12 protein-coding genes are annotated in these 12,381 nt (G+C 67.9%); 8 read left to right on the top strand and 4 right to left on the bottom strand.

Annotated features, from left to right (window positions below; genetic code table 11):
* Nucleotides 1-4: 4 nt before the first annotated feature.
* Entirely contained in the window at nt 5-1,099 is a 1,095-nt protein-coding gene (locus tag E5CHR_RS13385) for an MBL fold metallo-hydrolase (RefSeq protein ID WP_162580301.1), read from the top strand.
* A 53-nt stretch (nt 1,100-1,152) separates the two neighbouring features.
* Here E5CHR_RS13385 and E5CHR_RS13380 read toward each other — a convergent pair whose 3' ends face one another.
* From E5CHR_RS13380 to E5CHR_RS13370, 3 genes are all read right to left on the bottom strand, one after another.
* Entirely contained in the window at nt 1,153-1,335 is a 183-nt protein-coding gene (locus E5CHR_RS13380; protein ID WP_162580300.1) for a hypothetical protein, read from the bottom strand.
* Between the two features lie 12 nt (nt 1,336-1,347).
* Nucleotides 1,348-3,732, bottom strand: a complete 2,385-nt coding sequence (gene parC, locus E5CHR_RS13375) for a DNA topoisomerase IV subunit A (RefSeq protein WP_162580299.1) — start codon at nt 3,730-3,732, stop codon at nt 1,348-1,350.
* Nucleotides 3,733-3,817: 85 nt separating this feature from the next.
* The gene (locus E5CHR_RS13370) at nt 3,818-4,741 is read right to left on the bottom strand and encodes a lytic transglycosylase domain-containing protein (protein WP_162580298.1); all 924 of its coding nucleotides are present in this window, start codon (nt 4,739-4,741) and stop codon (nt 3,818-3,820) included.
* Nucleotides 4,742-4,832: 91 nt separating this feature from the next.
* Between E5CHR_RS13370 and E5CHR_RS13365 the strand changes: the two genes are divergently transcribed.
* Both E5CHR_RS13365 and E5CHR_RS13360 read left to right on the top strand, forming a co-directional pair.
* Complete coding sequence (locus E5CHR_RS13365; RefSeq protein WP_162580297.1) at nt 4,833-5,549, top strand: RNA polymerase sigma factor; 717 nt, start codon at nt 4,833-4,835, stop codon at nt 5,547-5,549.
* A gap of 43 nt (nt 5,550-5,592) precedes the next feature.
* Nucleotides 5,593-6,162, top strand: coding sequence for a ferritin-like domain-containing protein (locus E5CHR_RS13360; RefSeq protein ID WP_162580296.1), 570 nt, complete (start codon nt 5,593-5,595; stop codon nt 6,160-6,162).
* Between the two features lie 21 nt (nt 6,163-6,183).
* On the opposite strand, the gene E5CHR_RS13355 is transcribed toward E5CHR_RS13360, so the two are convergent.
* Nucleotides 6,184-8,160: a DNA topoisomerase IV subunit B gene (locus E5CHR_RS13355; RefSeq protein WP_162580295.1), complete on the bottom strand. Its 1,977-nt coding sequence runs from the start codon at nt 8,158-8,160 to the stop codon at nt 6,184-6,186.
* 153 nt (nt 8,161-8,313) lie between these two features.
* Here E5CHR_RS13355 and E5CHR_RS13350 point away from each other — a divergent pair, with 153 nt between their 5' ends.
* The 5 genes from E5CHR_RS13350 to bamC all read left to right on the top strand — a co-directional run bounded on the left by E5CHR_RS13350 (nt 8,314) and on the right by bamC (nt 12,366).
* Nucleotides 8,314-9,534: an MFS transporter gene (locus E5CHR_RS13350; RefSeq protein ID WP_162580294.1), complete on the top strand. Its 1,221-nt coding sequence runs from the start codon at nt 8,314-8,316 to the stop codon at nt 9,532-9,534.
* 6 nt (nt 9,535-9,540) lie between these two features.
* Nucleotides 9,541-9,681, top strand: coding sequence for a hypothetical protein (locus E5CHR_RS13345; protein WP_174255718.1), 141 nt, complete (start codon nt 9,541-9,543; stop codon nt 9,679-9,681).
* The gene (locus tag E5CHR_RS13340) at nt 9,678-10,220 is read left to right on the top strand and encodes a class I SAM-dependent methyltransferase (protein WP_443083116.1); all 543 of its coding nucleotides are present in this window, start codon (nt 9,678-9,680) and stop codon (nt 10,218-10,220) included. Before E5CHR_RS13345 ends, E5CHR_RS13340 begins: the two co-directional genes overlap by 4 nt.
* Nucleotides 10,221-10,280: 60 nt before the next feature.
* Nucleotides 10,281-11,171, top strand: coding sequence for a 4-hydroxy-tetrahydrodipicolinate synthase (gene dapA, locus E5CHR_RS13335; protein WP_162580293.1), 891 nt, complete (start codon nt 10,281-10,283; stop codon nt 11,169-11,171).
* 115 nt (nt 11,172-11,286) lie between these two features.
* Entirely contained in the window at nt 11,287-12,366 is a 1,080-nt protein-coding gene (bamC, locus tag E5CHR_RS13330) for an outer membrane protein assembly factor BamC (RefSeq protein ID WP_443083072.1), read from the top strand.
* Nucleotides 12,367-12,381 lie beyond the last annotated feature (15 nt).

Below are 12,381 nucleotides of genomic sequence, written 5' to 3'. Positions count from 1 at the left end.
ACCGATGACCACCGCCCTCCTCTGCAAGAGCCTCATCCTGGCCGCGGCCTTCGGGCTGGTCGCCGGCTGCGCAAGCACCGCGAGCAGCGCCTGCGAGACGCCCTACGCGGCTTCCCCGCAGTTCAAGGACTGCGGCTTCCAGAACCTGCCCAACCCCCAGGCCCTGCCCTCGGCCAGTGCATGGAAGATCTGGTCGCGCTTCCTGGGCGGCACCAAGACCGGGACCGTGCCAGTCGATCCGATCCCTGTGCAGGCGCTCGACCCGGCGCAGCTCGAAGCACTGGACCGCGACGCCAACCACGTGATCCGCCTCGGCCATTCCTCGCACCTGCTCAAGCTGCGCGGCAAGTACTGGCTGATCGATCCGGTGTTCGGTGAGCGCGCCTCGCCCTTCTCGTTCATAGGGCCGAAGCGATTCCACAAGCCGCCACTGCGGCTCGAGCAGTTGCCGCCCATCGAGGGCCTGATCCTTTCGCACGACCACTACGACCACCTCGACGTGCCGACCATCGAGTACCTGGCGCAGCGCGTGCAGCGCTACTTCGTCCCGTTGGGCGTGCGTGCCCGCCTGCTGGAGATGGGCGTGCCGCCCGAGCGCGTGGCCGAGTTCGACTGGTGGCAGGCCACCGAGCACGAGGGAGTACGGCTCACGGCCGCGCCGGCCCAGCATTTCTCGGGCCGCACGCTCACCGACCGCAACAAGACGCTCTGGGCTTCGTGGATCGTCGAGAGCGGCGGCCAGCGCATCTTCTACAGCGGCGACTCGGGCTATTTCTCGGGCTTCCGCCAGATCGGCGAGCGCTTCGGCGGCTTCGACCTGGCGTTGATGGAGAACGGCGCCTACGACGCCTACTGGCCCGCGGTCCACATGACGCCCGAAGAGAGCGTGCGTGCCTTCGAGGACCTGCGCGGCAAGGTGCTGTACGTGGTGCACAACAGCACCTTCGACCTCGCCTTCCACACGTGGCACGATCCGCTGGACCGCATCGCGAAGCTGGCGCAGACGAAGAAGATCGACCTTGCGACGCCGGTGATCGGGGAGGTGCTGACGGTCGGAAGGCCGCGCGCCAATGCGCTTTGGTGGGAAGGGCTCAGGTAGAAGGGCGAGCTTCGAATGCGGCGGTCGCAGGACCGGTCTTCAGGCAGCCCCGCTCAGCGTCGCTGTTGCCTGCGCTCACGCGCCCTCCGCACCTGGCGGCTCTGCGCGGCCTCCTCGGTGCGGCGCTCGCGCTCGCGCTTCGAGTCGCGCCGCCGCTTCGAGAGCCAGCGCGCAAGCAGGAAGCTCGCGGCACTGGTCACGATGAGGACGAAGAGGCCGATCGGGCCGAAGTCCATGCGTTGATTTCCTCAGAGCACGCGCACGACACTGGTCGGCTTGAAGCCCAGGTCCGCCGCCTTGCCCTTGCGCGCACGGCTGCCGCGCGCGTTGTTGAGGCTGCGGATCTCCAGCGTCTCCTCGCGTTCCTTGCCGCCGCGGCCGATGCCTTCGATCTTCACGCTGCGCGTATAGGCGGCGGCGCCGGCCAGCGTGTCCTTGGCATCGAGGTCGATCAGCGTGAGCCCGCGGCCGCCCTTCGGTAGCGCCTTCATCTCCAGGATCTCGAAGGTCAGGATGCGCCCGCCCGTCGAAGCACAGGCGACGTGGGTGGCCGCCGGCATCGGCTCGGCACCGCTCGCCCCGCCCACCAGCGAGGGCCGGCACAGCTGCTCGCCCTCGCCCACATCGATGAAGGCCTTGCCGCCGCGTTGGCGCGAGATCATGTTCTCGACCGAGGCGATGAAGCCGTAGCCGCCCGTATTGGACAACAGCAGCGCAGCGCCGGATGGCCCCGCGAAGTAGTGCGCGACGTGCGTGCCGCTGTCGAGGTCGATCAGCGTGGTTACCGGCTGGCCGTCGCCGCGCCCACCCGGCAGCGACGCCACGGCCACGCTGTAGACGCGAACGCTCTTGTCTTTGGCGGTGCCGAAGACCAGCAGCGTGTCGACCGAACGGCACTCGAAGGCGCCGTAGAGCGCGTCGCCGGACTTGAAGCTGTACTCGGGCGCAGCGGCGCCGGCCGCGCGCTCGCTGGCCCAGCCCTTTTGCGTGCGCACCCAGCCCTTCTGCGAGACGATCACCGTCACCGGCTCGTCGACCACGCGCACCTCGGCCACGGCGCGCTTCTCGGCCTGGATCAGCGTGCGGCGCGGGTCCTCGAAGCTCTTCGCGTCGGCCTCGATCTCCTTGACCAGCAGGCGGCGCAGTGCGGCCGGACTGGCGAGGATGTCCTCGAGCTTCTTCTGCTCCTCGCGCAAGCCCTTGAGCTCCTGCTCGATCTTGATCGCCTCCAGCCGTGCCAGCTGGCGCAGCCGGATCTCGAGGATGTCTTCGGCCTGCCGCTCGCTGAGCTCGAAGCGCGCGATCAGCGCAGCCTTCGGATCCTCCGCGGCGCGGATGATCGCGATCACCTCGTCGATGTTGAGCAGCACCAGCTGCCGGCCCTCCAGGATGTGGATGCGGTCCTGCACCTTGCCGAGCCGATGGCGCGAGCGGCGCTCCACCGTGATCTCGCGGAAGGCGATCCACTCGTTGAGCATCTGGCGCAGCGACTTCTGCGTCGGCTTGCCGTCGATGCCCACCATGGTGAGATTGATGGGGGCCGAGTTCTCCAGGGAGGTCTGCGCCAGCAGTGTGGTGATGAACTCCTCCTGGCTGATGCGCGAGGTCTTGGGCTCGAAGACCAGGCGTACCGGCGCGTCCTTGCTCGACTCGTCGCGCACCACGTCGAGCACCGCGAGCACGGCCGCCTTGAGCTGGGTCTGCTCGGCCGTCAGCGCCTTCTTGCCGGCACGGACCTTGGGGTTGGTGAGCTCCTCGATTTCCTCCAGCACCTTCTGCGTGCTGACGCCGGGCGGCAGTTCGTTGACGACCAGTTGCCACTGGCCGCGCGCGAGTTCCTCGATCTTCCAGCGCGCGCGCACCTTGAGCGAGCCGCGGCCCGTTCGGTAGGCCTCGGCGATGTCCGCCGGGCCGCTGATGATCTGCGCGCCGCCGGGATAGTCGGGGCCGGGCACGAGCGCAAGCAGTTCCTCGTCGGAAAGCTTGCCGTTGGTCTTGATGAGCGCCACGCACGCGTCGGCGATCTCGCGCAGGTTGTGGCTGGGGATCTCGGTGGCCAGGCCGACCGCGATGCCGCTGGCGCCGTTGAGCAGCGTGAAGGGCAGCCGCGCGGGCAGCAGGCGCGGCTCTTCGGTGGACCCGTCGTAGTTGGGAATGAAGTCGACCGTGCCCTCGTCGATTTCGTCGAGCAGCAGGCTGGTGATGCGCGACAGCCGCGCCTCGGTGTAGCGCATGGCCGCGGCGCCGTCACCGTCGCGGCTGCCGAAGTTGCCCTGGCCGTCGACCAGCGGATAGCGCTGCGAGAAATCCTGGGCCATGCGCACCAGCGCGTCGTAGGCGGCCTGGTCGCCGTGGGGGTGGAAGCGGCCCAGCACGTCGCCGACCACGCGGGCGCTCTTGACCGGCTTGGCGCCGACGGTGCCGTTGGCGCCCCCGAAGCCGAGGCCCATGCGCGACATCGAGTAGAGGATGCGCCGCTGCACCGGCTTCTGGCCGTCGCTGACATCTGGCAGCGCGCGGCCCTTGACGACCGAAAGCGCGTATTCGAGGTACGCGGTCTGCGCGTAATCGGCCAGCGTGAGGGCCCCGTCCTCTTCGGGGTTCTGGAAATCGAGGGGCGGTTGGGAATCCATTGCGAGAGAGACTTTGTGGGAGCGGCAAGTGTAGTGGCCGTGCCCGCCCTCTCAACCGATCAGCTCCCGGGCGCGGGTGCGACCCTCATCGTTGCTTCGAGATCCGATCCGACAGCTTCAGCGGCGCGCCGCTCGCATCCATGTCGCCCGCCTGCGGTGCCTCGGCCAGTTCCGGCAACGCAGGCATTGCGCTCGATGGCGAGGGCATGTTCCCGCGCCCCGCTGCGCCGCCGCGCGGCGCCGCCAGCTCCATGCGCACGCGGGCCGGCGCGTTGCCTCTGCCTGACGCCGTCGAGGGCTTCAGGTAGGCATAGAGCTGCAGCACCGTCTTCACGTAGTTCTGTGTCTCCCGGTAGTTGGGGATCTTGTTGCCCGCGCGCTGCACCGCGCCCTCGCCTGCGTTGTAGGCGGCGAGCGCGAGCTCGATGTCGCCGGGGAACATTGCGATCAGGTCGCGCAGGTAGCGGGCACCGGCGGCAATGTTGACGTGCGGATCGAAGAGCTTCTTCTCGATCGAGCCGCGCTTGTCGGCCCCGACGCCATAGCGCTGCGCGGTCGCCGGCATCAACTGCATCAGGCCGAGCGCGCCCTTCGGCGAGACCGCACGCGCATCGAAGCCGGACTCGGTGGCGACGAGCGCCTGGAGCAGCTCGTAGTCGATGTCATGGCGCTGTGCCGCTTCGCGCAGCGCCTTCTGGGCAGGCTTGTAGTTGGGCGAGGCCTCGAACAACGCGAGCAGCGATTGCGACGCGCGCGGCACCTTGCCATCGATGCCGCCCGCGCGGCCCCGCGCGAGCGAGCCGATGCCCTGGGCGGTATCGAAAGCCTGGCCGCCTCGAAAGAAGAGCTGGTAGCGCTCGTCGATCTTCTCGGAGGCGAAGTGGGCCACGCCCTTGTCGTCGACATAACCGAAGATGTCGGATGCGTGCACGAGCGGCTGCCATGAATACAGTGCCAGCAGCAGGAGCGGGAGCCGCCACCAGCGGCCCGGAACATGTCGGAAGTTCATTGAGGGGCGGATTGTCGTCCAGCTCGCCGATTTACGTCTGGGAACAGGAATGCGTCCCCGTCCATCCAATGGGCAACACGACGACACCACCATGCACACGCTCGAACGCATCCAGGACGCCAACGACCCCGCGGCGCCGACCGACAACGAGCTCGCCGCGCGAGCCGCGCAAGGCGACGCCCTCGCCTTCCAGCTCATCATGCGGCGGCACAACCGGCTGCTCTTTCGCACCGGCCGCAGCATCCTGAAGAACGACGACGACGCACAGGACGCCTTGCAGGACGCTTATCTGCGTGCGTGGCGCGCGCTGGGCTCCTTTCGTGCGGAGGCCAGGCTCTCGACCTGGCTGGTGCGCATCGTGGCCAACGAGGCCCTGGGACGCTTGCGGCGGCGGGGCGGCGCCCAGGTCATCCCCTTCGACACGGCGGTCGAGCCAGTCGATACCCCGGAGGGCATGTGGATGCAGGCAGACCCCGATGAACAACCGGAACGCAGCGCGATGCGAGGCGAGACGCGCAAGCTGATCGAGGCGGGCATCGACGCGCTGCCCGAGGTGTTTCGTACCGTCTTCGTGCTGCGCGCGGTCGAGGACCTGAGCATCGAGGAAGTGGCCGCGGCACTCGGCATTCCCGAGGCCACGGTTCGCTCCCGCTTCTTCCGCGCGCGGGGCCTGCTGCGCGAAGCCCTGTCGCGCGAAATCGATGTCGCCATCGGCGACGCCTTCTCTTTTGCCGGCGCACGCTGCGACGAGATCGTCGCGCGCGTGATGGCCGTCATCACCGGACCGCCGCCGGGTCCGCCCGCCTGATTTCTTCCACCCGTCCTGCCTCACTTTGGAAAAGGAGACCGCCATGTCCTTCCTTCGGATGCCCACGCCCGTCGCCGCGCGACGCTACTTCCTCGGCCGCTCCGGCCTGCTGCTGTCGGGTGCTGCCGTCGCGCTGCTGGCAGGCAACGATGCGCTCGCGGCCCAGGCCGGCGGCGATGCAGCGAGCGATGCGCAGATCCTCAACACCGCGCTCGGGTCGGAGCTCGAGGCCATCGCGGCCTATCAGGTCGGGGCCGAGAGCAAATTACTCGACAAGCCGGTGCTCGATCTGGCCCTGACCTTCCAGGGCCACCACCGGGCCCATGCCGCGTTGCTCGCGGCGACCGTGGAGAAGCTCGGCGGAAAGGCCGTGAGCGCCAAGGCGAAATACGACTTTCCGACCTCGCAGCTGAAGTCGCAGGCCGACGTGCTGCGCTTCGCCGCCAAGCTGGAGCAAGGCGCCGTCAGCGCCTACCTGGGTGCAGTGCCGATGTTCGACGACCGTGCGCTGGCCAAGGCGGCGGCGAGCATCCTCGGCGACGAGGCCATGCACTGGGCGGTGCTGCGCAACGCGCTCGGCGAGGCACCGGTGCCCGGGGCTTTCATGGCCTGAGCGATCCGGCGCGTCCGTTTCTCAGACGTCGACTTCGACGTCGTCGGCGCGCAGCTCCATGAGCTCGCGCCGCGCGGCGGCCTCGCCCTTGCCCATGAGCTTGGTGATCTCGCCCTGCGTGCCAAGAAGGTCGAAGCGGCCCAGGCGGACCTGGAGCAGGCGGCGCGTGTCCGGATTGAGGGTGGTCTCCCACAGCTGTTCGGCGCTCATCTCGCCCAGGCCCTTGAAGCGGCTGATGCTCCAGGCGTTCTCGCGCACGCCGTCCTTGCGCAGCTTGTCCAGGATCGCGGTGAGCTCGCCCTCGTCGAGCGCATAGACCTTCGACGCAGGCTTCTTGCCGCGCGCCGGCGCGTCGACCCGGAACAACGGCGGCTTGGCCACGTACACATGGCCGGTGTCGATGAGCTTCGGGAAATGCCGGAAGAAGAGCGTGAGCAGCAGCACCTGGATGTGCGAGCCGTCGACGTCGGCGTCCGACAGGATGCAGATCTTGCCGTAGCGCAGGCCGGAGAGGTCCGGCGTGTCGTCCGGCCCATGCGGGTCGACGCCGATGGCGACCGAGATATCGTGGATCTCGGTGTTGGCGAACAGGCGGTCGCGCTCCACCTCCCAGGTGTTGAGCACCTTGCCGCGCAGGGGCAGGATCGCCTGGCTTTCCTTGTCGCGGCCCATCTTGGCGCTGCCGCCGGCCGAATCGCCTTCGACCAGGAAGACTTCGTTGTGGGCAATGTCCTTGCTCTCGCAATCGGTCAGCTTGCCCGGCAGCACTGCGACGCCCGAGCCCTTGCGCTTCTCGACCTTCTGGCCGGCGCGCTGGCGGGTCTGCGCGGCCTTGATCGCCAGCTCGGCAAGCTTCCTGCCGTAGTCGACGTGCTGGTTGAGCCAGAGCTCCAATGCCGGGCGCACGAAACTGGAGACCAGCCGCACTGCGTCGCGCGAGTTGAGCCGCTCCTTGATCTGGCCCTGGAACTGCGGGTCGAGCACCTTGGCCGAGAGCACGTACGAGGCGCGCGCGAACACGTCCTCCGGCAGCAGCTTCACGCCCTTCGGCAGGAGCGAATGCAGGTCGACGAAGCTCTTGACCGCGTTGAACAGGCCGTCGCGCAGGCCGCTCTCGTGGGTGCCGCCGGCGCTGGTGGGGATCAGGTTGACGTAGCTCTCGCGCACCGGCTGGCCGTCTTCGGTGAAGGCCACGCACCACTCGGCGCCTTCTCCTTCGGCAAAGTTGTCGGCGTTCTTGTCGGCATGGCCGGCGCCTTCGAACAACGGGATCACCGGGTCGCCGTTGAGCGTCTGCATGAGGTAGTCGCGCAGGCCGCCCTTATAGAGCCACTGCTGGGTCTCCTTGGTCTTCTCGTTGACCAGCGTGACGGTCACGCCGGGCATCAGCACCGCCTTGCTGCGCAACAGGTGGGTCAACTCGTTGACCGGCAGCGTGCCGGACTCGAAGTACTTGGAGTCGGGCCAGGCGCGCACCGTGGTGCCCTGGCGACGCTCGCCGCTCTCGACGGGACGAACCTGCAGCGTCTCGACCACGTCGCCGCCTGCGAACACGATGCGCGCGGCCGAGCCTTCGCGAAAGGACTGGACCTCCAGCCGCTTCGACAGCGCGTTGGTCACTGAAACGCCGACCCCGTGCAAGCCGCCGGAGAAGCTGTAGGCGCCGCCCGCGCCCTTGTCGAACTTGCCGCCGGCGTGAAGCCGGGTGTACACCAGCTCGATCACCGGCGCCTTCTCCTCGGGATGCAGGCCGAACGGGATGCCGCGGCCATCGTCTTCGACGCTGACCGACGCATCGGAGTGCAGCGTGACCTTGATCTTCTTGCCGTAGCCGGCGAGCGCCTCGTCGGCGGCGTTGTCCAGGACCTCCTGGATGATGTGCAGCGGGTTGTCGGTGCGGGTGTACATGCCCGGACGCTGCTTGACGGGCTCGAGTCCCTTGAGGACACGGATGGAGCCTTCGGAATAGGCCGGAGGAGTCTTGGTAAGAGTCGCCATGGGGGCGGATTGTATGCGTGGGCTCCCGAAAACCTGGATGGACATACAGAGCGGCGTTGATGCGCAGACTGCATCAACGCACGATCAAAAAATCAACAATGCGAGTCGCTGCGGTTGCCGGTGGACTTCGGTCGTTTTCGATAAAGTCGCCGGATGCACGCTCAATCCCAGCCGCTCTCGCTCAAGCAGGTCCTCTTCTGCGGCGCGATGATTGTCACCCTGTCGATGGGGATCCGCCACGGCTTCGGCCTGTGGCTCCAGCCGATCACGCAGGAGCAGGGCTGGTCGCGCCAGAGCTTCTCGATGGCGCTCGCCATCCAGAACCTCGCCTGGGGAGTGATCGGCGTCTTCGCCGGCATGCTGGCCGACAAGCTGGGCGCCTTCCGCGTGTTGGTGGCGGGGGCCGTGCTCTACGCAGCCGGGCTCGCGGGCATGGCGCTGTCGCCCACGCCGCTCCTGTTCGCGCTGACGGCCGGCGTGCTGATCGGCGCAGCGCAGGCCGGCACCACCTACGCGGTGATCTACGGCGTGATCGGCCGGCAGATCCCGGTCGAACGGCGATCCTGGGCGATGGGCGTGGCGGCCGCAGCGGGTTCCTTCGGCCAGTTCCTGATGGTGCCGGTGGAGGGCCAGCTGATCGCAGGCTTCGGCTGGCATACGGCCCTGCTGGTGCTGGCACTCATGGTGCTGCTGATCGTGCCGCTCGCCTTCGGGCTGCGCGAGCCGCGTGTCGGACAAGCCGCCGTCGCCCACCGCGACCAGACCATCCTCCAGGCCGTGGGAGAGGCCTTCAAGTACCCCAGCTTCGTGTTGCTGATGGCGGGCTATTTCGTCTGCGGCTTCCAGCTGGCCTTCATCGGCGTGCACATGCCGAGCTACCTGCGCGACAAAGGACTCTCGCCCGAAGTGGCCAGCTACGCACTGGCGCTTGTCGGCCTGTTCAATGTGTTCGGCACCTATGTCGCCGGCTCGCTCGGGGCCCGGCTTGCCAAGCGCAAGCTGCTGGCCGCGATCTACTTCAGCCGTGCGGCGACCATCGCGGTCTTCCTGGCGGCGCCCATCACGCCCCTGTCGGTGTACGTCTTCGCGAGCGTGATGGGTTTCCTGTGGCTGTCGACCGTGCCCCTCACCAGCGGCATCGTGGCCCAGATCTTCGGCGTGGCGCATCTCTCGATGCTGGGCGGCTTCGTGTTCCTCAGCCACCAGGTCGGTTCGTTCCTCGGCGTCTGGCTCGGCGGCTATCTCTACGACAGCACCGGCAGCTACAACATCGTCTGGTATCTCGCGATCGCCCTCGGCGTGTTCGCGGCGCTGGTCAACCTGCCGGTCAAGGAAGGCGCGATCGTGCGCCAGCCGGCCCCTCAGCCGGCCTGAGCCCTCATGCGCCCGAACATCCGCCACCATCTCGTGCACGCCGGCTGGCTCACGGCTGCGGTGCTGGCGCTCGTGGCGGTGTTCGGCCTTTATACGCACCCGGCGTTCCTCGTGACGCTGGTCGACCAGGTCTGGGCCTGCTTCTGAGCCACGATCTCGCACCCTCCCCCTGGGTCGCGCGCTGGTCGCACCTGCTCGACCCGGGCGCCACCGTGCTCGACGTCGCCTGTGGCGCCGGCCGGCACATGGGCTGGTTCGCGCAACGCGGCCACGCCGTCACCGGCGTCGACCGTTCCCCGGAAGCGATCGCCTCCGCGGCGCGCTTTGGGCGGGCCTTGCAGGCCGACATCGAGCAGGGCCCGTGGCCGTTCGCGGGCCAGTTCTTCGGCGCGGTGGTCGTGACCAACTACCTCTGGCGCGCGAGGCTGCCCGACATCGTGGCGGCAGTGGCGTCCGGCGGCGTGCTGCTGTACGAGACCTTCGCCGCCGGCAACGAGAGCGTAGGCAAGCCCTCGCGGCCGGACTTTCTGCTGCAGCCGGGCGAGCTGCTCGTCGCCTGCGCCGGGCTGCGGGTGGTGGCCTACGAAGACGGATTTCTCGCCGACCCGGAACGCTTCGTGCAGCGGATCGCAGCCGTGCGGCCGCCGGAAGGCTCGGCTCGCAGCCCTTTGCGCTACCCCCTCTGACCGGCTGGCCGGGCCAGTCAGTAGAATGGCTGCCTTTCCGCAACCGACAAAGAGACCCCCTTGGAGCAACTGACAGGCAGCATCGTCGCGCTCGTCACGCCGATGCATGACGACGGCAGCGTTGACTATCCCGCATTGCGCCGGCTGATCGACTGGCACATCGACGAAGGCACCGATTGCCTGGGCGTGGTTGGCACCACCGGCGAATCGCCGACGGTGAACGTCGAGGAACACTGCGAGATCATCCGCGTGTCGGTCGAGCAAGCCCGCGGCCGCGTGCCCGTGATGGCCGGCTGCGGCGCCAATTCGACAAGCGAGGCCATCGAGCTCGCTCGCTTCGCCAAGGGCGTCGGCGCCGATTCGCAGCTGCAGGTGGTGCCCTACTACAACAAGCCGACGCAGGAAGGCCAGTACCAGCACTTCAAGGCCATTGCCGAGGCAGTCGGCGACCTTCCTGTGGTGCTCTACAACGTGCCCGGCCGGACGGTCGCCGATATGGCGCACGACACCGTGCTGCGCCTGGCGCAGGTGCCCGGCATCGTGGGCATCAAGGAAGCCACCGGCAACATCGAGCGCGCGCAGTGGCTGATCCGCGAGGTGCCGAAGCACTTCGCGGTGTACTCGGGCGACGACCCCACCGCTGTTGCGCTGATGCTGTGCGGTGGCAAGGGCAACATCAGCGTGACAGCCAACCTGGCGCCCCGCAAGATGCACGAGCTGTGCGTCGCGGCCATCGCCGGCGACGCGAAGCGCGCGATGCAGATCCAGTTCGAGCTGATGCCGCTGCACCGCCATCTGTTCGTCGAGCCGAACCCGATTCCGCTGAAGTGGGCGATGGCACGGCTCGGGCTATGCGGCGGGGCGCTGCGCCTGCCGCTGACGGAACTCGCCGAGTCGGCCCGTCCCGTCGTCGAATCCGCGCTGCGTGCCACAGGGCTCCTCAAGGACTGATCCCATCTTTACCTGCCGCACCTCGACACCGGCAACCTTTTTGCAGGGCCGGCGCTCTGACACAGCGGCGCTGCAGCCAGACGATTGCGCTAAACATTCCACAAGGAAGATGACGTTGAACACCCTTTCGCGATTCGCATTGCTGGCCCTGGTCGCCAGCCTCGCCGCCTGCTCGGTCCTCGAGAGCGACAAGATCGATTACAAGAGCGCCGGCAAGGCGCCTTCACTCGAAGTGCCGCCGGACCTCACGCAGCTGTCGCGCGAGAATCGCTACGCCGTGCCTGGCAACGCGGTCTCGGCCAACGCCTACCAGGCCGGCGCCGCCAACGCCCCCAGCATTCCTACGGCAGTCTCCAATCTCGGTGACGTACGCATGGAACGCTCGGGCACGCAGCGCTGGATCGTGGTCAACCGCCCTGCCGACCAGCTGTGGGAACCCATCAAGGACTTCTGGCAAGAGAGCGGCTTCCTGCTGACCACCGAGCAGCGCAACCTCGGCATCATGGAAACCGACTGGGCCGAGAACCGCGCCAAGCTGCCGCAGGACGTGATCCGCGGCACGCTGGGCAAGCTGGTCGACGCGATCTACTCCACCGGCGAGCTCGACCGTTTCCGCACCCGCATCGAACGCGGCGCCAACGGCACGACCGAGATCTTCGTCAGCCATCGCGGCATGCAGGAGGTCTACACCAACACGCGCCAGGACCAGACGGTCTGGCAGCCGCGCCCGAGCGACCCCGAACTCGAGACGGAATTCCTGCGCCGCCTGATGGTGAAGCTGGGCGTCTCGCAGGAGCAGGCCAAGCTCGTTGCGCAAACCAGCGCGCCGGCACGAACGGCCAGCATTTCCAATGTCGGTGGCCAGCCCGTGGTGCAGATCAACGAGAACTTCGACCGGGCCTGGCGCCGCGTCGGCCTTGCACTGGACCGCACCGGCTTCACCGTCGAGGACCGCGACCGGGCCGCCGGCGTGTACTTCGTACGCTACGTGCCGCCGAACCCCGACAAGAAGGAGCCGGGCTTCTTCTCCAAGATCTTCAGTTCGAGCAAGACCGAGGCGCCGCTCAAGTTCCGCATCCTGGTCAAGGGCCAGGGCGAGACCAGCACGGTGTCGGTGCAGAACGACAGCGGAGCAGCCGAAACATCGGCCAATGCGCAGCGCATCGTCCAGGTCATCGCCGACGACTTGAAATGACGCTCTCCCCCAGGT

The organism is Variovorax sp. PBS-H4 (assembly GCF_901827205.1).
Classification (GTDB): domain Bacteria; phylum Pseudomonadota; class Gammaproteobacteria; order Burkholderiales; family Burkholderiaceae_C; genus Variovorax.
The sequence above is the reverse complement of the archived record's forward strand: the minus strand, read 5'-3'. Positions and strand labels throughout refer to the sequence as shown.